Below are 20,825 nucleotides of genomic sequence, written 5' to 3' on the forward strand. Positions count from 1 at the left end.
CTCACCTTTCACGTTTTTTAGTTTCTTATTACATTTTTTATTATATAAATGAAGTATGTAGTTAATATGTTCTTATCTTGTTTTTTATATGGTAGCTAAATACTTTTTAAATACATTCTTATACTCAAAATAACCCTATACTAAAATTTAAATTTAACCTTAAAATTTTAGTATAGGGTTATTTTATTTATAAAATATTTACTGCAATGTATTTTTTAATGCGATAGGAAATATAGCTGTAAATTTTACACCTACTGATGTATTTTCAATTTTATATTTGACCTTGTGCATATCAAATATAACTTTAATAATATACAATCCTAGACCACTTCCACCAGATTGTCTACTTCGTGACTTATCTACACGATAAAAAGGATTAAAAATATTTTCTATCTCAGATTCTTCTATAAATGTATTTGAATTCTCAACTTCAAAAACTCCACATTCATTATTCTTATACAATTTTATACTTACCAAAACACCATTTTTTGAGTGCTTAATTGAATTGTTAATAATATTAGAAATAGCTTTTTTCATCAATTTTATATCTACAAAAGAGTATAAATTTTTTTCTATATCAGTAATAACATCTATATTCTTATTTTCTGCTAATATCAAGTAATTTTGTATTGATTTCTGTACTAATGAACTCATATTGATTTCTACTGTATTTAATTTAAATCCAGATGACTCCATACGAGAAATATCGAGAATTTCACGTACCATTTCTTCCATACTTTCTATTACCTTAAGTGAATGTCTTAAATAAGTATCTCTATCTTTATACATGCCAACATTGTATATCATGCCTTCAAGTTGACCTTTTATAATCGTAATTGGTGTTTTTAACTCATGAGATACTGCTGCAAAAAAGCTCTTCTACTTATTTCATTCTTTCTTTCCTTTTCAATGTCTTCTTGAAGCTTTAAATTTGCATGCTCAAGATTATTAAGTGTGCTTGATAAATTATGTGCAAGCTCATTTAAACTTAAAGCAAGAGAGCCTATTTCATCATCACTTTCTACATCACATCTAACATCTAAATTCATCTGTGCAATTTTTTTTGAAGTATTACTTATCTTGACAACAGGTTTTGTAATTACTCTAGAATAAATAAATGAAGTAACTAGTGATATTATCAAAATCATTATTGCAACTACTGGTATCAATTTTAATAAAACCATAGAAGCTTCATCAACTACCATCAATTTTGGCATAACAGAGAGAATATATTTATCTGAACTATTTTTAAATGTAATATCAGTGGATATGGCACTTACATAACTACTTCCCGAAATTTGATTATTATTTAGGTAATTATATAAAAAATTATCTTCATTGAATATGGCTCTTTGCTTCTTATTTGATATAATATTTTCATCACCTAATTTCCCATACTTTATATTAGATGGTATTTCTACTGATTTTCCATTTTTCATTAAATTAATAGACACATTATTTTCAATTATAAAATCATAAAATTTAGGTGTAGAATCCTCATATTTAGTCTTCTCAATAACTTTAACAAATTCATTCAGATTTTTTTTGATATCATCTGTTAAGTATGATTTATATGTTTTGGGCATTGATATCATGATAAATATGTAAATTAGTGTACAGGATAAAATAAGTATCAAAGTTGTACTTAAAAAAACTTTTCTATTTAGACTTTTCTTAATCCAATACATCAATCCTATATCCTACCCCTCTTATTGTTTCTATGTAATTCACATCAAGCTTTTTTCTAAGATTTTTTATATGTGTGTCTACAACCCTTTCATCTCCTAAAAAATCATATTTCCACAGGCTATTTATTAAATTTTCTCTAGTAAGTACACGACCCTTGTGTTCTATTAGTTCCTTTAGAACTTCAAATTCTCTAGCAGTCAATTCAATCTGTTTACAATTAACAAAAACTTTATATCCTTCAACATCAACATTGATATCTCTATATGATAAAAATTCTCTATCTTCATGATTTTCTTCCTTATCCCCAGTTCTTCTTAATACTGCCTCTACTCTTTTTAGAAGAACAATTGTAGAAAATGGTTTTGTAATATAATCATCCACTTTTAATTCAAATCCTTTTACTTGGTCTGTTTCTTCATCCAATGCTGTAAGTATAATAATTGGAATATTAGATTCATTTCTTATTATTTCACAAACTACAAAGCCATCTATTTTTGGCATCAGTATGTCTAATAAAATCAAATCAAATTGTTGCTTTTTAAACTTTTCAATTCCATCAAGACCATTATTTGCTGTTATGATAGTATAATCTACATTTTCTAAAAATGTTTTTATTATATTTTGGATATCTATATCGTCTTCTATGACCAATATTCTCTTTGACAAGCTTATCCCCTCTTTCTATAATTATAAACTTTAGATTGTATAACATATTTAGATTATACACTATCTTTATGTTTTTGATGTGTAGCATATGGTACTTCTCCTAAGTACTTTTCATATTATATTTATAAAATTGCGAAGTCAATATAATAACAATATGAATTTTTTCCATTCATTTTTTAAATTTTTTCTTATTTTATCTTTATTAATTTTTTTTATAAATACTAAATTTTATTTGTAAATATATAGCAATTTTTATATTATTTCTATATAATATATATGAGTAAATAATTTTGGAGGATTTGTCTAATGAGTGAATTTAAAGATGTTACTGCAGTAAAAAAAGCAAACGTTTATTTTGATGGTAAAGTAAGTAGTAGAGTAATAATATTTCCTAATGGAGAAAGAAAAACTTTAGGATTGATGTTACCTGGAGAGTATACTTTTTCTACTAGAGAAGAAGAAATAATGGAAATGCTTGCTGGAAGCATGGATGTAAAACTACCTGGAAGCAATGAATTTGTGACATATAAAGAAGGTCAAAAATTTAATGTTCCTTCTGATTCAAGTTTTGATTTAAAAGTTAATGAAGTTGTTGACTATTGCTGTTCATACATAGCTGATTAATAAATATATATGATATTCTTATATAAAATTTAATGTAAATAAAAAAAGAACAACTATATTTAATATTAAGTTGCTCTTTTTTTTATATTGCTCAAATTAGTTTAAATCTGGAACTATTGTGTCTAGTATCTCATCTAATACAAATAACATAACTTTTATCATAATCGGCATTAACACTGCTAATACCATAGTTATAAGGATTAGCTCTTTACTTAGAGCTACAAATGAGAATAATCCACCTAAAAATAGAATCCCAATAACAAATGCTATGGTCATGCTTACAATTAAAAATAATCTTTCTTTATTAAATGGCAAGCATTGCTGTCTTAGTATTAAAAGACCACATATACCAGTTAATATAGCACACATTGTGGAAAATACACTTGAACTATAACCTAAATATTCGACTATATTGTAAACAATAATTACATTTAATGTTACACATAATGCTCCTGGTAAAGCATTTTTTAATATATTAAGTAAAAAATTTCCTGAAATTCTACTTCTATTTGCCTCAAGAGCTAAAAAGAATGATGGTATACCTACTGTTACAGCTCCAATCAATGATAATTGAATTGGCACAAATGGATACTGTCTACTAAAGAAAAATAATGTTAATAGTGATAAGAAGAATGAAAAGATTGTTTTTACTAAAAACAAAGAAGATGCTCTTTGAATATTATTGATTACCTTTCTCCCCTCCATAACAACCTTTGGCATGGATGCAAAATTTGAATCTAATAAAACTAAATTAGAAACATTTTTGGTAGCATCACTTCCAGATGCCATTGCAATACTACAGTCAGCTTCTTTAAGTGCTAACACATCATTTACACCATCTCCTGTCATTGCTACTGTACGATTTTGTTGTTTTAATGCTACAATCATTTGTTTCTTTTGTTGTGGGCTTACTCTTCCAAAAACACTATATTTATCAACAGCATCGTATATGTCTTTATCATTTTTAAGTGTTGTTGCATCAATAAATCTATTAGCTGTTTTAAGACCTGCTTTTCTTGCTACTTCACTTACTGTTATTGGATTATCTCCAGATATAATTTTTATATCTACACCTTCATTATAAAAAAATTCTAAAGTTTCCTTAGCCTCATTCCTAATTTTATCTAATATCAATATAAAAGCAAGCGGTTTTATATCTTCAGGTATCTTATTATCTTCCATGTAAGAGTTACTATGAGCTAAAGCTATTACTCTATTTCCTGCTTTAGAATATTTTTCAATTTCTATTTTTAAGTCTTTATATCTATCTTTAAAAATAAACTCAAAGGCTCCTATTAAGTATGTACCTTCATTTTCAAAAACAACACCACTGTATTTTCTTGCTGATGAGAATGGAATCAAATTTTTAACTTTATACGTATCTGAAATATCATATTTATCTCTTATAGCATTTAATGTCGCATTATCATCTTTAAGAGAATTACACAAATTTCCCATAATCTCATTTACATCAACTTTTTCAAGCATTACTACATCATCAACTTGCATTTTACCTTCTGTAATTGTACCTGTTTTATCAAGACATAATGTGTCAACTCTAGCAAGAGTCTCTACACAATATAATTCTTGAACTAAAGTCTTGTGGCTTGCAAGTTTTATTGTCCCAACAGCTAAGGCAATACTTGTAAGCAGAGTTAATCCTTCTGGTATCATTCCATTTACAGCTGCCACAGTACCTACTACAGATGTTACTATAGAATCTCCATTTCCAAAATGTTGTTTTACAAACAATATAATTCCTAAAGGAATAATTATTACACCAACAACTTTTAATATTGCATTTAATGAATTTCTGAGTTGAGAATTGTGTTTCTTGGAAATTTTAGCGTCACTAGCTATCTTATTTGCATAGTTATCTTTTCCTATATTTTCAACTTTTACAAATGCATCTCCAGAAACTACAAAACTACCAGAATATAAAAAATCACCTTTGCTTTTTACAATAATATCAGATTCTCCTGTGATTAGAGATTCATTTACCTCTAACTTTCCTTCTAAAACTTTTGAATCAGCACAAATTTGATTTCCTGTTTTTAAAATCATAATATCGTCTAGCACTAATTCTTGAACATCAATCTTTATTTTCTCTTTTTCTCTTATAACAGATACTTTGCTTGATACTATAACAGATAGATTGTCCAACAATCTTTTTGCTCTTATTTCTTGAATCACACCAATAATAGTATTAATTACAGCAATAAATATAAATAAGGTATTTTTAAAAGAGCCAACTGAAACTAGCAAACAAACTAAAACAATATTTATAAGATTAAAAAGTGTAAATATATTATCTTTAAAAATTTGCTTGTATGTTTTAGTTTTTCCATTGTCAAATACATTAATTAAATTGTCTTCTCTTCTACTTTTAAGTTGTTCACTGTTTAATCCAACATTTATATCACAATTATATCTTTTTAAGTTAACTTTATCCATATTATACTCCTTTCAACTTAACTTTTTCTTTAATAGTAATATCTATAAATATATTGTAAAATTCTAATTTAGTTTAATGTATCTTATTGTAGTTTATATAATAAAACATAAATCTAAAGATTTTAATATCATAATTCTTAAGATTTCCTAAATTTTTTATGAATTTCGATATATTCTTATTAAGTTTAAATTAAGTTAAAAGAATAAATAGGTTTATTCCCTATAAAATAAAACTAGTTTATATATTCAATTTCCAAATCTTCATGTTTTCCTTTACCATATATAATCATTCCTATAACTGAAATTATTATAAGCATACTTCCTACAATACTATAAAAATTGAACTTTTCATTCAGTAAAAATACTCCTGCAAATATAGATACTACCGTAGCGATATTTGATAATATTGATGTAAATGATATTGTTCCAATTAGTTGCATTGCTGCTGTTATTTCAATTGGTGTAAATTCACTTTTAGATAATTTTCTTACATATACACCATATGCACCTGCACAAATTACTGCCGCAAGTATCATTATTCTTCCAAGTATACTACTTGTTTGATTACCTGTATTTTGTAAATTTATTATTATAACTCCAAATGTCTCAAGCATAAAATATAGAAATGGTTGAAACATACATAAAATCAAGAGGGATTTAAATCCTTACATTTTCTAGTAATATATAAAAAACTTTAACAGTACATACCATGTATGTCAACATATATACAAAAAAGCTATCTAATTTAAAATAGTTTAGATAGCTTTTTAATACAAATACAAAGTTTTTGTATATTTAAATTATTTATTATTTTAATTACTTATCTTTGTGACCATGTTAATATAGGCTTTTTCACTGCTCTTGCATCATCAACTCTTTTAACTAAAGTATTATGTGGAGCAGTTTTTAGTAATTCTGGCTCTTCCTTAGCTTCTTTGGCGACATTCTTCATAGCTTCAATAAAACTATCTAATGTTTCTATACTCTCACTTTCTGTAGGCTCTATCATAAGTGCTTCATTTATAATAAGAGGGAAATACATTGTTGGAGGATGATATCCATAATCCAACAATCTCTTTGCTATATCAATAGTTTTTATATTTGCTTCTCCTCTTGGTAATCCACCTAATACAAACTCATGTTTACATAAAGTGTCTATTGGTAAAATATAATCATCTTTTATACTTTCTTTTATATAATTAGCATTTAGAACTGCCATTTCACTAGCTTCTTTAAGTCCATCTCTTCCCATTGTCAATATATATGTGTAAGCTCTTACAAGGACTCCAAAGTTTCCATAGAAATTTTTAATTTTTCCAATAGACTTTGGTCTATCATAGTTTAATACATATTTATCTTCTTGTTTTTCGATTATTGGAATTGGTAAAAAAGACACTAACTCTTTTTTTGCTCCAACAGGTCCAGCCCCTGGACCACCGCCACCATGAGGAGTTGAAAATGTCTTATGAAGATTAAGATGGACTACATCAAATCCCATATCTCCTGGTCTTGTTATTCCCATAATAGCATTCATGTTTGCACCATCATAATACAAAAGGCCACCTGCTTCATGTACAAGGTCAGCTATTTCTTTTATATTTTTTTCAAATAGCCCAAGAGTACTCGGATTAGTAAGCATAAGGGCTGCTACTTCACCATTTAAAACTTCTTTTAATGCATCTATATCTACAGCACCATTTTTATCAGACGTTATTTGAATTACATCAAAATTCGCCATAGCTGCACTTGCTGGATTTGTTCCATGTGCAGAATCTGGAATTATTACTTTAGTTCTTTTATAGTCTCCTCTATTTTCATGATACGCTTTTATAAGCATAAGACCTGTAAATTCACCATGTGAACCTGCTGAAGGTTGAAGTGTCACTTCATCCATACCTGTAATTTCTGCAAGTTTATTTGATAAATCATACATAAGAGCAAGAGACCCTTGTGCTGTATCTGAAGATTGATATGGATGCATTCCAGTAAAGTTTGGAAGTGCTGCCATATCTTCATTAATTTTAGGGTTATATTTCATTGTACAAGAACCTAAAGGATAAAAACCAGTATCAACACCAAAATTCTTATTTGACAATAAAGTATAATGTCTAACTAATTCTAATTCACCAACTTCTGGTAAGTTTAATTCATTTTGTCTAGCCATAGTTGGGTCAATCATATCTTCTATTTTTATATCATCTATATCTAATTCTGGAAGTGAGTATGCTTTTCTACCTTTTTTAGATATATCTATCAACAAACTATTATATTCTTTCATTATAACCCCTCCATTATTCCAACTAACTTATCTATTTCATTTTTACTTCTTTTTTCAGTTACACAAAGTAAAGTTGAATTTTTTAATTCTGGATAATTGTGTTCTAAATTATAACCACCTAATATATTTTCTTCTAAAAGTTTATCGTTTATAGTGTCTATATTATAATTTCCTTGTACTGCAAATTCTTTAAAAAATCTGCCTTTAAATATAGGTCTGTATTTTCCTGTTTGCACAAGTTTATTATAAGCATAGTGTGCTTTTTTCATTGATTGCATACCAACTTCTTTAAATCCTTCTTTACCCATAGTAGCCATGTATATTGATGCTACAAGAGCATTTAGAGCTTGATTTGAACATATATTAGAAGTTGCTTTTTCTCTTCTTACATGTTGCTCTCTAGTTTGTAAAGTTAATACATATGCAATTTTCCCTTCTGTATCTAAACTTTGCCCAACTATTCTTCCAGGCATTTTTCTTGTATATTTAGATTTACTAGCCAAAAATCCTACATAAGGACCTCCAAAATTAAGAGGATTTCCTAGTGATTGAGCTTCTCCAACAACAATATCTGCTCCTATTTCACCTGGTGTTTTTAAAACACCTAATGATATTGGGTCAACACTCATAATTAACATGGCTTTATTTTCATGAGTTATTTTTTCTATTTCTTCCATCTCTTCAATAATCCCAAAGAAGTTAGGAGTTTGTATAAGGACACATGCTGTATCTTTATCTACAGAAGTTCTTAATTTTTCTATATCTGTAGTTCCATATTCATTACAAAAATCAATTTCTACTATTTCACAATCTTTATATTGTAAATAAGTTTTTAGTACTGATAAAGTTTCTGGATGTGTAGTTTTTGATACTACTATTTTACTTTTTCTAGTTTGATTCATTGCCATTATACATGCTTCTATTGCAGCAGTCGCTCCATCATACATTGATGCATTTGCAATTTCCATACCAGTAATTTCTGCAATCATAGATTGGAACTCAAACACTACTTGCAAAGTTCCTTGACTTATTTCTGCTTGATATGGAGTATATGCTGTATAAAATTCGGACCTTGAAGTTATATGCTTTATAATTGATGGTATATAATGGTCGTATGCACCAGCTCCAAGAAAACAAGTTAAATCTTCTAGACTTAAATTTTCCTCTGACAATCTTTTTACTATTTTACTAACTTCCAATTCAGATTTTCCACTATCTAGATTTAAATCTCTTTTTAATTTTAGTTCATCTGGTATATCTGAAAATAATTCATCAACTGAGTTTAATCCAACTACTTTTAACATTTTTTCCTTATCTTCATTTGTGGCAGGTATATATGAAAATTTATTTTCTTTATTTACTACAACATTATCTTTTTTATATTGTTTTTTATAAAAAGGCTTCTTAACTGTTATAGCAGGAACAACTTTTTTTCTAATTGCTATACCTATTTCATTTCCTGCTTTTGCATATTCAGCATCTATAATTCCCATTCCTAAGATTTTTCCTGTTGTTGGAGATGCACACCCAGTAGTTACAAAACCAACTGTTTTATCTCCAACTTTTATATCATATCCATTTCTAGGCATCCCTTTACCTTGCATTTCAAATCCTACTAATTTTCTTTTAATCCCATTTTCTTTTTCTTCTGCTAAGATTGATTTGCCAATAAATGATTCCTTATTTACTTTTACAAAAATAGATAATCCTCCTTCAAGTGGAGATATGTGTTCATTTATCTCATGTCCATATAGAGGTAGAGCTGCTTCAAATCTTAAAGTATCTCTACAACCTAGACCAGCTGGACATATATCTTCTCCTCCAACTTTCAGGACTTCATCCCAAATTGCTTTTATATGTTCATTTTTGCAATATATTTCAAAACCATCTTCTCCAGTATATCCTGTTCTTGAAACTAAACAAGAGTATCCAGATACTTTTATTTTTGGCATTGACTTATAAAATTTTATTGATTCTAAATTTATGTCCGTGATTTTTTGAAGAATTTTTTCTGCTTTAGGTCCTTGAACTGCTAATTGACAAACTTCATTAGATATATTTTTTATATTTACTTTATACCCTTCACTTTGCTTCATTATCCATGCAACATCTTTGTCTATATTTCCTGCATTTATTACTAACAAATAATCTTCTTCCCCAAACTTATATATTAATAAATCATCAACTACTCCACCATTTTCATAGCACATAGGTGTATATATGATGTCATTGACTTTTAATACACTTATATCATTCGTAACTAGATTTTGTATAAATTTTTCTGATTCTACTCCTTTTACTTCTATCTCTCCCATGTGAGATACATCAAATATACCTGCACTTTTTCTAACCATTTCATGCTCTTTGTTTATTCCTTCATATTCTAAAGGCATTTCCCAACCAGCAAATTCAACAAGCTTTGCACCAAGCTCTTTGTGTGTATTATACAAAGGTACTCTTTTTAATTCATTCATATATAACCCTCCCTATAAAACTAAACTTATTCTATTTAAGCAACTTCGCCATTATGTCCTGTATTTTCCCATAAAAAAAAATATATAAGCATAGGAAATAATCCTAGCCTATATATCCCTGTTTGTATACCTGAAAGATTTAATAATTTAATATTATTCTGCTTCTTCGGTGACTTATAGTATTTAACTTAAGTCTCTCCAGAGTCCCATCAATTAGCGATATCTTTGCCTGAAAGCTTCTCTAAGAATTGGCATTTCTTAAATTTCTTCTTCGGCGCCTTTTTGTATAAAGGTCTCTCTCGCTAATCTCACTTGGAAATATTTATTTTCAATTTTATTTTATGAATATTTAAATCAAATGTCAACACATTATATTTATTTTTTTTTATGTATTAATTTTTTTGTTAAGTTTTTATTATCAATTATTTCTCTTTTATATTATTCACTCTTCTGCAAACATATTATATATTAATGCAAAATAACATTTTCACTTAATTTATTATTAAAATAACACACAAAGAACCAAATGTAAATTTGTATCGAGATTTACTATAACATGTTAAAAGTATATTCATACACTTGATGAAATCGTTTACAATTTTAAACTTGTGAAAAATAAGATTTTTAAAATAGAATATTTTTAATAGAATTACAACTATTGAATGGTTATGTGATTTGAATATTTCTTAAAATTTTAATCATTTTATACTTTTAAAATACATTGCTATAAAATTTTATACCTTTATTTACATACATTTTAAATGTTGTATATGTAATTTTATTTTTGTATAACAAAAAGAACTTATTGAGCTTTTTTACAAGTTTTCTAAAAATAACAATATAGCAAATTCCTATCATTAGGTATCCCTATTAATTTAATATAGTTATTTATCAAAAAATAAAAACGGGATAGCCCACTCCGAAAGCCAGCAACCCCAGTTTTTTTTCAGCACAACTAAGTACTGTAAAGTGCGGATGAAGGGAGTCGAACCCCCACGCCAATGGCGCTAGATCCTAAGTCTAGTGCGTCTGCCAATTCCGCCACATCCGCTTATATTACTCTTTTATTTTACTATATTTCGCTATTATTTTCAATAACTTTTTTAAATTATCTAAAAATAAACAAAATAATGATAATAAAAGGTAAAATTCATTTACAGCCTTATTCTGCAAGTTCTATTTCTGCTTCATCTACTCTCTTACCTATAATTTGAAGACCTATAAATACAGCTGCTATAGCAACTGGCAATACTATATATATTGGCAATCCAAATCCAGCTGGTATATATCCAAATACAATAGTAATTACTGCTGTAAATATAGCATATGGCATTTGAGTATTAACATGGTCTATATGATTACATCCAGCTCCCATTGAAGAAAGTATTGTTGTATCTGAAATTGGAGAACAATGGTCTCCAAATATTGCACCTGTTAAAACTGCACTTGTGCTTACTATTACATAAGACATGTCAGGATTTAGTGAATATGCAAGTGGTATCGCAAGTGGCATAAGTATACCCATTGTTCCATAAGCAGTTCCAGTAGCAAAAGATATTATTGCTCCTAATCCAAATATTAAACTTGGTAGTAAGAATGGAGGCAGTGAACCTGATAATAAATGTATCAAGAATTTAGCTGTACCTAACTCTTTTATTACTGAACTTAATGACCAAGCAAGTATTAATATTACACCAGTGATTACTAAACTTTTCATACCATCTATCCAAACATCAATTGCTTCTGATACTGTAAAAATCTTCTTAACTACAGCCATTATAATAGCAACTAAACTTGCAACTAATGCAGATTGGAATAATGCTCTAGATGCATCAGATGCACTAAACGCTTCTTTGATTGCTTCAAAAGAATATGGCGAATTTGTAAATAATTGTATTAAAGTCTTATCTTCTCCTCCCATTATAGATGTATATCCACTATAATAGAATGATGCTAGTGCAACTACTATTAATGTACCTATTGGAATTATAGCATTCCATACACTTAATTTCACTCCATCTTTTGGAGCTAAATCATCCAACTCTTCAACACCTTCATCAAGGTCTGTACCAATTTTTCTACTTCTAGATTTTATTTCAGCTTTTCTCATTGGTCCAAATTCTTTTAATAATAACGCTGAAATTACAATAAATGCTAATATTAATATGTTATAAAATCTAAATGGTATTGTATTTAAAAATATGCCAAATGCATCAACATCTACACTGATACTTTCAAAAGCATCATGTATCAAACCAACTTCAAGACCTATCCATGTAGATATTATAGCAAGCCCAGCAACTGGTGCTGCTGTAGCATCTATTATAAATGCTAATTTTTCTCTTGATATTTTCATTTTATCTGCAACTGGTCTCATCATAGGTCCTACAATTAATGAATTAGCATAATCATCAAAGAAAACTAAAAGACCTAAAAACCAAGTTATAATCTGTGTACCTTTAGCTGATTTTGCTCTCTTTGCAAGTGCTTCAGCTATAGCCTTAGCACCACCCATCTTGGCAACAAGATTTATTACTCCCCCAATTGCTAAGACTTGTAGTATTATCCCTGCATTCCACGGGTCTGATAGAGATACTAAAGCTCTATCTACTAAGTCTAAAAACGCTTGTATAAATGCAGCAAATACATTAACTCCACTGACTTGAATTATAAAACTTCCAGAAAGAATTCCTAGCAATAAAGAAATTATTACATTTTTAGTTATAAATGCAAGTATTATAGCAACTAATGGTGGTATTAAAGTTAAAATTCCAAATTTTTCTGCGTTAGCCAGTGCAATGGTATCTATATCTTCCTCTGCAAATACCATTACAGTTGACATTATAAACATAATTGTCGTCAGAAAAATAATGTTAAATTTTTTATTTCTCATATAAATCTCCCTCTCTTTTTAATTTTGTGAATTATATAGGGTATTATGGGTTATGATAAAATAAAAAAGCCTTGAGTGGTAAACACTCAAGGCTTAAACATTACAATACATTGATAATACTAAAAACAAATATAATATAATTCCTTAAATGATAGCTCACCACAAATAAACCTGTGACAGTTGTACATATATTTTATGTACCCCCAGCAATATAATCTTAAAGCATCGATTATAAAACTTCGGCAATATCCCCTTTCCCAATAATTCTTTGTGCTTAACTCCTTATTGGTACTGATAGATTATTGCGCCTCTACCCTTTTATTCACTTTTATTAAATATATTTTGAGTATATATTATTTATTTAAAATTTGCAAGGAAGTTTTAAAAATTTTACTTTAAAGGATTTTTTATATTATTGTCGAATTATAAAAATAATTGTACTAAAATCAGCTAAAAAAATTTTATCAATTATATGGAGGAATTACTTTAATGTTATTAATTTACAATGAAAAAACAAACCCTTATTTTAATTTAGCAATGGAAGAATATCTACTTAAAAACTTTGACGAAGATTTATTTATTTTATGGAGGAACGAACCTTCTATAATCGTTGGAAAAAATCAAAATACACTTTCTGAAATAAACTTAGAATATATAAAAGAACATTCAATACCAGTTGTTAGAAGACAATCTGGCGGAGGAGCTGTATTTCATGATTTAGGAAATATAAACTTTACATTTATAGCTTGTAATAATAATAGCTTTAGTGATTTCAGAAGATTCACTCAACCAATAATAGACTTGCTTAAAACCTTAGATGTCAATGCTGAGTTTTCTGGAAGAAATGACCTTCTTATAGAAGGTAAAAAATTCTCTGGAAATGCTCAACATAACTATAAAAATAAAGTGATGCATCATGGGACACTTTTATTTTCATCTGAAATAAATGACCTTTCAAATGCACTAAAAGTAAAACCCATAAAGTTTGAAGGTAAAGGCATAAAATCTGTAAAGTCTCGTGTAACCAATATAAGCGAACATTTACAGTCTGATATGGATATACTTGAGTTTAAAGATGCTATAATGAATTATCTTTCTTCAACAAATACTGGTAATACAAATTACTCTCTAAGTAAATATGACATAGAAGAAATAGAAAAACTTACTAAATCAAAATATGAAACTTGGGATTGGAATTTTGGTAATTCACCAAAATACTCTCTTTCAAATGAATTAAAATATGCTGGTGGAAATGTAGAATTTAATTTAAATGTTGATAAAGGTATAATAACTAGTATAAAGTTTTTTGGAGATTTCTTTGGGAAGTGTGATGTATCTTTTGTAGAAGATAAACTTATTGGTACAAAGCATGAGGAGAATTCATTGAGAGCTATTTTAGATGCTATTGAAATAAATGACTATTTCTTGGGTGCTGATACTAATATTTTAGTTTCTGGAATTTTGGGTGTTAAATAGAAATAACAAAAACTTTAAAATATTTATAAAATTATGTTTACAGATACAAAAAATCATGCTAATATGTATAACATAATTAAAAATTAATACTTCTTATCCAGAGTGGTGAAGGGACTGGCCCTGTGAAACCCAGCAACCAGTATATTTTTTAATATACATTGGTGCTAAATCCTGCAGTATTGTACTGAAAGATGAGTTTAAATTAGCTTTTAAAGCCTGAGTTTACACTCAGGCTTATTTTATTTTCACGATGTGATAAAAAGAGGGTATTTTATTTTTAACTAATCAATTATATTCAGGAGGGAATTTTTATGAAATTCAAAAAATTATTAAGCTTGTTATTATGTCTAGTATTTACTTTATCTGTAGTTGGATGTTCAAAATCTAAAGACGATAAAAAAATTGTTGTTGGTGCTACTTTAGTTCCAGGTGGAGAGTTGTTAGAGGAACTAAAACCACTGATTGAAGAAAAAGGTTATACTTTAGAAGTTAAGAACTTTGACGATTACATACTTCCAAATGAAGCTTTAAATAATGGCGAAATTGATGCAAATCTATTTCAACATGAACCTTATCTAAAAGAAGCTGTTAAAGCTAAAGGTTATAAAATAATGGCAGGAACTAAACTATATGTATGCCCAGCGATACTTTACTCTTACAAAATAAAATCTGTTGATGAATTTAAAAAGGGAGATACAATTGCAATAAGCAACAATCCATCTTCTTGTTCTAAAGACCTTAGATATCTTGAAAGTATAGGACTTTTAACTTTACCTAAAGAAAATAATTTAGTTAGTCCTAAAGATATAATTGAAAATCCAAAGGGCATACAATTCAAAGAATTAGATATTGCTCAAATACCATCTTCTCTTCCAGATGTAACTGCTGCATTTATAGACACTACTTACGCAGTACCTGCTGGTCTTGATGCTAAGAAAAATGGAATCTACACAGCACCAGTAAATGATGAATATGCTAATCTTTTAGCATTTAGAAGTGAAGATAAAGATAGTGAAAAAATTAAAGTTCTACAAGAAGTTCTTACATCAGATAAAGCAAGAAACTTAATTGAAGAAAAATACAAAGGAATTGTAATTCCTGTTTTTTAGTAGAATTAGTATAATTTTAATATTATTATTGTAATCTTGTTGAATATTGACTTGTTAAGTGCTACCATTTAAGTAAATCTATGTTTGTGGAGGAAGATTACTATGGCTATAGAATTGAAAAAAGGACAAAAAATAAATCTTACAAAAAAAGAAAATACCGATTTAGGTGAGATTTTAGTTAATCTAAATTGGAATCAAAAAGTACAAAAAAAGGGCTTTTTTGGAGCTCTAAGAAATAGTAATATAGATTTAGATTTAGGTTGCTTGTTTGAAATGAAAAATGGTGTAAAAGGTGCTGTTCAAGCGTTAGGCAATTCCTTTGGCAATTTAGAACATCCTCCTTTTGCTCAACTAGATGGAGATGACCGAACAGGAAGCAATACACAAGGCGAAAATATAAGAATCAATGGTAACAAGATAAAAGAAATAAAAAGAATATTGATTTATGCTTTTATTTATGAAGGTGTGGCTAATTGGTCAGAAGCTGACGGAGTTGTAACTATTAAACAAAAACAAGATTCTGATTTAGTGGTTAAGCTTGATGAGCATAAAAATGGCTATAATATGTGTTCAATAGCATTAATAGAAAATGTAAATGATGAAACATTTAGTGTTGAAAAGGTAGTTAAATACTTTAAAGGACATAGAGAAATGGATAATGAATTTAACTGGGGCTTAAAATGGGTTGCAGGGAAAAAATAACAATGTTTAAGAGACTATAAGTAAATCTACTTATAGTCTTTATTTATGTATTCGCCATCAACACTATCAATAAGTTCATCTTCTCTAAAACATAACTCTATATTATTTACACCTCACATAAAACCTTATAAGAATTTATAGTTTTCATGTAATTATTTAAATAAAGTTGTATATTATGTATTGATGTTATTCTCAATATTTGTATCACTGTACATTTTAAATAGTTAACAAAATTAATAAAGCACTTATATTATAAGCACTTTATTAGATTAGTATATATTAAAATATACTTTAACTATTATAAACTATAAACAGTTTCTTCATCTAATATTTTTTCAAAGTCTAATATTGGCATTGGTTTATAAAAGACAAATCCTTGAACCAAATCACACCCAATCTCTTTAAGAAACTCAACCTGTTCTTTATATTCAATACCTTCAGCAACAGTTATAATATTTAACTCTTTTATCATATGTATAATATTTTTTATTACTATCTTCTCTTTTTCTTTATTTAAACTTTCTTTAAAAAACATTGAGTCAAGCTTTAAAACATCAAATGGTAAATCCTTCAAAACACTTAGAGACGAGTATCCTTTTCCAAAATCATCCAAAGAACAAGTAAAGCCACTTTCATGTAGGTCATGTACAATTTCTAAAAGATGCTCTTGATTTTCAAAAGCAACACTTTCTGTAAATTCAATTTCTATAGTATTTTTAGGTATATTATATTTATTTTGTATACGCGAATAAGTTTCTACAAACTTAGTATTATAAAATTGAATCTTAGAAACATTAACTGAGATGGGAACAACTTGTTCATTTTCATCTAATCTCTTTCTAATCCATCTGCATACCTCTTCAAATACATATTGGTCTACTAAGCTAATAAAAAATTCCTTTTCTAATATTGGAATAAATATCGCTGGAGATATCACACATTTGTCTGGTGTCATCCAACGTACTAAAGCTTCTGCACAATCTATTTTTTGATTATGTAAATTAACTTTAGGTTGAAAATAAACAACAAATTCTCTTCTATTGAGTGCTTCATGTATTCTACTCTTAATGGTATTTTCTTCAATCATTTTTTTGCGAATATTTTCATTATAAAAAGCATACTTAGTACCAGGTTTATTCTTGACAGTCTTTTGTGCAAAATTTGCACGATTTATCAAATCATCTATATTTAATTTTTCATTCACATCTTCAATACAACAAATTCCACTGACAATAGTAATACTATATTTATTTTTAATTTCATCTGTAATGTTAATCAACTTATCATCTACAATTTGTTGTCTTCTTAGTAAAGCTTCCTTATCTACATAACATCTTAATGCAACAAATCTATCTGCAATCTCTCTTGCAAATGTTTCATATTTTCCAATATCATCCATCATGAAATTAGAATAGCGTTTTAATATCATGTCCCCATAATCGTATCCAAATATATCATTGATATACTTAAAATTTTCAAAATCGATATAAAATATAGCAAATTTCTTGTCTTTATGTTTATAAATATACTGTTCTGCATCCAACTTAAACTTGTCTATAGTATTTGCTCCTGTAAGTTCATCTTTATATGCAATATTTTTTAAATCTACATTTAATTTTTCAAGTCTAATTAATCTTCTATTGTACTGCATAATCAATATAATCCATGCTACTATACCTACAATTGATATTATAATTATTAAAGTCATTAAGTAATCGCTTTTTTCTTTCGAATAATGTTCTATCTCAAATACTGTGTCATTTGCAATCTTAAAAAATTCTTCACTTGTTTGTAGTAACTGACTACTATCTTCTTCCATCCTTACTTTTTTAATTTCAATATTTAAATCTTCCCATTTTCTTTCTAATAAAGATAAATACTCGTTATATTTTTTACAATCAGTGACTACTAGACCATATTTTCCATGTCCTGTATTTAATTCATGTAAAATTTCATCGATATATTCTACTAGTTCATCATTTGGTTGAAAATTCATTTCTAATTTAGTTAGACGTTGACTCGCTCCACGAACAATACCAACATAATTAATCAACTTTCCATAATCTCCAATGTTGTGAATTAATTGAACAGAAATGTAACTTATAGAAATTAATAAAACAAATAAAACTAAGATAGTTATCTTTAAAAATCTCTTCATAAAATACCTCTATCCCCTATGTTTTCACGTTTATCAGATATTCTACAATTATGCTAACTAGGTTTTATATGTTATAAATAATTAATATGATTTCTTCAATAAATTTTCTAAACATTTTTAATAACCAACTTAGTAAAATATTGTATAATCATTTTCTCAAATAACGTGTATTAAACCTTAATAAAACTCTCTTATTACTTAAAATATAGAAGATTTTATTCTACATAGTTTATTTTTGACATTGCATATTTTTGTAAATCATCATTTTTTCAAATTTTCCAATAGGTCTAGGTTTAGTTTCTGTTAACAAACTTTAGAACCTATATAAATACTATAATCATAATAGCTATTGCAAGTTTAATGTTTGTTTATTTTTATTCAAAATCTGCAATCTAAAATCTATCGTGACCTTTTTCCTTTTTTTCATTGTTATTAATCTAGGTTGTTCATTATCCTTTGTAGGTGGTATTGAAAATATCAATGTGTTTTTTATAATCATACTTAATAAAATAATCACTCATAAGTCCATACACTTGTAAATGTTTTTCAAGTTTTGTTGTGCAAAGTATTTTTTATGTAAACTAGTTGAGAAATAAGGGTCTGTTTAATCAATTTCTACATTCTTTCTTTAGTGCATATGCTGGAGGTTTTATACGGATAAAATCAATAATTAGTAACAAAAATAGAAAAACGTTTTTTTAGAAGATTTTATTCTAATATTTAAACCACTCTTGAGAGATTATATAATAAATATATATCCATTGAATTATTAATATAATAACATAACCTTGTTCATGTATGTATTAGATTAATTGTATCAAAATAACTAATAAACCGCAAGTTCTAGCTAGTTTTCTTAAACCTTAAACATAGAATGATAAAATAAGATTCATCAAATAAGTTGTATAATAATAGGAAGTGTAAATACTTTGAAACACGAATATGGCTTGTATTATTTAATTTATGAATACTATGTATAGAGTATATTATTTGGACATTATAAAAAAGGGCAAACTCTACCATCTATTGAAACAATTTGCAAGCAATTTAGAGTTGCACCACAAACAGCTCGTACTGCTCTATCACGAATGCAAGGTGCTGGCTATATTTCAATTAGAGTTAAACTAACTTCTATTATCATCTCTGAACAAGATGAAGAAATTCAAAAAAGTATTCAATTAATTACTTTTCAGCAATAAAGGAAACTGTTATAGATTTATACAAGTCTACAAAACTCGTCCACAGAAGTATTTAAATCAAAAAAAATCAGCCACTTTAAGGTGGCTGATTACATAATCATTATATAAAACACATTTGCCATAAAAAATAGACTTACTTATTAACTGCTTTTGAAGCATCATCTATCATCTTATTTAAAGATGTAAGACCACCATCATTTACATACCATGTTGGTGCATCTAAGTATATTATATTATCATTTTTATAAGCATCCATAGACTTTATTACGTCATTGTTTAAAACAGATTTAGCTGTTAAACCAGCTTTCACATCACTACCAGTAGCTATACCTCTATCTATAACAAACATAATATCTGGATTTTGTTTAGCTACATATTCAAAAGTAATATTTTGACCATGACTTGATTCCTTTATATTTTTATCTTTATTCTTAAATCCAAAACTATTATATAATATGCTAAATCTAGACTCTTCACCAAATACACTTAAATTCCCCTCATTTACCATAAGAGTTAAAGCATTTAAGTCTTTTTCTGTTACTTTTTTATTTAAAACTTCTATTTTCTTTTCAATTTTAGCAAATTCTTGATTAGCCTTCTCTTCTACTCCAAATATTTTAGCTATTTTATTTATATTATTTTTGACAGATTCTAAATACTTCTTATCATCTTTACTTGTACTTATTGTTGGTGCAATCTTAGATAATTGCTCATAAAAATCTTCTTGTCTTCCATTTATTATGATTAAATCTTGATTTGTTGATTTTATACTTTCTAAATCTGGTTCTTTTAATCCACCTAAATCTGCATATTTTTCATCTTTATACTTTTCTAAAGATACTGGTAAGCTTGATTTTGGAAGTCCTGCTAAACTCTCACTTACACCTAGTGCATCCATTGTATCTAGTGCTGAATAATCAAATACTACTACTTTTTTAGGCTTCAACTTTACATCTGTTTCTCCTAAGCTATGAGTTATTTTTATAGTAGCATTTGAAGCATCTAATGTTTTCTTATCACTTTTTTTACTCCCACCTAATGCAAATACTGCTACTAATCCTACTATAGCCACGGTTGCTATTATTGCTGCTTTTTTATTCATC

15 protein-coding genes, 1 tRNA gene and 3 riboswitches are annotated in these 20,825 nt (G+C 27.6%); of the genes, 5 read left to right on the top strand and 11 right to left on the bottom strand.

The annotated features are described in order from the left end of the window. Positions 1-198: 198 nt before the first annotated feature. The 3 genes from IC213_RS21250 to IC213_RS05745 all read right to left on the bottom strand — a co-directional run bounded on the left by IC213_RS21250 (position 199) and on the right by IC213_RS05745 (position 2,355). The gene (locus IC213_RS21250; protein ID WP_227862855.1) at positions 199-837 is read right to left on the bottom strand and encodes a sensor histidine kinase; all 639 of its coding nucleotides are present in this window, start codon (positions 835-837) and stop codon (positions 199-201) included. A gap of 8 nt (positions 838-845) precedes the next feature. Further along, positions 846-1,586, bottom strand: coding sequence for a HAMP domain-containing protein (locus IC213_RS05740; RefSeq protein WP_227862829.1), 741 nt, complete (start codon positions 1,584-1,586; stop codon positions 846-848). 88 nt (positions 1,587-1,674) lie between these two features. Next, positions 1,675-2,355 (bottom strand): response regulator transcription factor, encoded by a 681-nt coding sequence (locus IC213_RS05745; protein WP_227862830.1) that lies wholly within the window; start codon positions 2,353-2,355, stop codon positions 1,675-1,677. Between the two features lie 306 nt (positions 2,356-2,661). Here IC213_RS05745 and IC213_RS05750 point away from each other — a divergent pair, with 306 nt between their 5' ends. After that, the gene (locus tag IC213_RS05750; RefSeq protein ID WP_227433130.1) at positions 2,662-2,979 is read left to right on the top strand and encodes a pyrimidine/purine nucleoside phosphorylase; all 318 of its coding nucleotides are present in this window, start codon (positions 2,662-2,664) and stop codon (positions 2,977-2,979) included. Positions 2,980-3,075: 96 nt separating this feature from the next. On the opposite strand, the gene IC213_RS05755 is transcribed toward IC213_RS05750, so the two are convergent. The 6 genes from IC213_RS05755 to IC213_RS05785 all read right to left on the bottom strand — a co-directional run bounded on the left by IC213_RS05755 (position 3,076) and on the right by IC213_RS05785 (position 13,078). After that, positions 3,076-5,433, bottom strand: coding sequence for an HAD-IC family P-type ATPase (locus tag IC213_RS05755; protein ID WP_227482419.1), 2,358 nt, complete (start codon positions 5,431-5,433; stop codon positions 3,076-3,078). Positions 5,434-5,666: 233 nt separating this feature from the next. Continuing rightward, positions 5,667-6,071, bottom strand: a complete 405-nt coding sequence (locus tag IC213_RS05760; RefSeq protein ID WP_227862831.1) for a hypothetical protein — start codon at positions 6,069-6,071, stop codon at positions 5,667-5,669. A 182-nt stretch (positions 6,072-6,253) separates the two neighbouring features. Continuing rightward, positions 6,254-7,711: an aminomethyl-transferring glycine dehydrogenase subunit GcvPB gene (gene gcvPB, locus IC213_RS05765; protein WP_227482417.1), complete on the bottom strand. Its 1,458-nt coding sequence runs from the start codon at positions 7,709-7,711 to the stop codon at positions 6,254-6,256. Next, positions 7,711-10,185 carry an aminomethyl-transferring glycine dehydrogenase subunit GcvPA gene (gcvPA, locus tag IC213_RS20920; RefSeq protein ID WP_255616311.1) on the bottom strand — a complete coding sequence of 825 codons (2,475 nt, stop codon included), beginning with the start codon at positions 10,183-10,185 and terminating at the stop codon, positions 7,711-7,713. Before gcvPA ends, gcvPB begins: the two co-directional genes overlap by 1 nt. 207 nt (positions 10,186-10,392) lie before the next feature. Then, positions 10,393-10,497, bottom strand: a riboswitch (glycine riboswitch). A 658-nt stretch (positions 10,498-11,155) separates the two neighbouring features. Continuing rightward, positions 11,156-11,236, bottom strand: a tRNA-Leu gene (locus IC213_RS05780). A 111-nt stretch (positions 11,237-11,347) separates the two neighbouring features. Continuing rightward, entirely contained in the window at positions 11,348-13,078 is a 1,731-nt protein-coding gene (locus IC213_RS05785) for a Na+/H+ antiporter NhaC family protein (RefSeq protein ID WP_227862832.1), read from the bottom strand. Positions 13,079-13,222: 144 nt separating this feature from the next. Continuing rightward, positions 13,223-13,399: riboswitch (Lysine riboswitch) on the bottom strand. Between the two features lie 168 nt (positions 13,400-13,567). On the opposite strand from IC213_RS05785, the gene IC213_RS05790 reads away from it, so the two are divergent. The 3 genes from IC213_RS05790 to IC213_RS05800 all read left to right on the top strand — a co-directional run bounded on the left by IC213_RS05790 (position 13,568) and on the right by IC213_RS05800 (position 16,365). Beyond that, positions 13,568-14,554, top strand: coding sequence for a lipoate--protein ligase (locus IC213_RS05790; RefSeq protein ID WP_227433120.1), 987 nt, complete (start codon positions 13,568-13,570; stop codon positions 14,552-14,554). A gap of 90 nt (positions 14,555-14,644) precedes the next feature. Further along, positions 14,645-14,752: riboswitch (SAM riboswitch) on the top strand. A 113-nt stretch (positions 14,753-14,865) separates the two neighbouring features. Continuing rightward, entirely contained in the window at positions 14,866-15,663 is a 798-nt protein-coding gene (locus IC213_RS05795) for a MetQ/NlpA family ABC transporter substrate-binding protein (protein WP_227433118.1), read from the top strand. 102 nt (positions 15,664-15,765) lie between these two features. Beyond that, complete coding sequence (locus IC213_RS05800; protein ID WP_227433117.1) at positions 15,766-16,365, top strand: TerD family protein; 600 nt, start codon at positions 15,766-15,768, stop codon at positions 16,363-16,365. Positions 16,366-16,663: 298 nt separating this feature from the next. On the opposite strand, the gene IC213_RS05805 is transcribed toward IC213_RS05800, so the two are convergent. Further along, entirely contained in the window at positions 16,664-18,523 is a 1,860-nt protein-coding gene (locus IC213_RS05805; protein ID WP_227862833.1) for a GGDEF domain-containing phosphodiesterase, read from the bottom strand. Between the two features lie 983 nt (positions 18,524-19,506). Here IC213_RS05805 and IC213_RS21255 point away from each other — a divergent pair. Next, on the top strand, positions 19,507-19,722 hold the full coding sequence (locus tag IC213_RS21255) for a GntR family transcriptional regulator (RefSeq protein WP_227862856.1): 216 nt from the start codon (positions 19,507-19,509) through the stop codon (positions 19,720-19,722). Between the two features lie 133 nt (positions 19,723-19,855). Here the strand turns inward: IC213_RS21255 and IC213_RS05815 are convergent, their stop codons facing one another. Then, positions 19,856-20,824, bottom strand: coding sequence for an ABC transporter substrate-binding protein (locus IC213_RS05815; RefSeq protein WP_227862834.1), 969 nt, complete (start codon positions 20,822-20,824; stop codon positions 19,856-19,858). Position 20,825 lies beyond the last annotated feature (1 nt).

Source organism: Clostridioides sp. ES-S-0049-02 (genome assembly GCF_020658465.1).
In the GTDB taxonomy this organism is placed as follows: Bacteria; Bacillota; Clostridia; order Peptostreptococcales; family Peptostreptococcaceae; genus Clostridioides.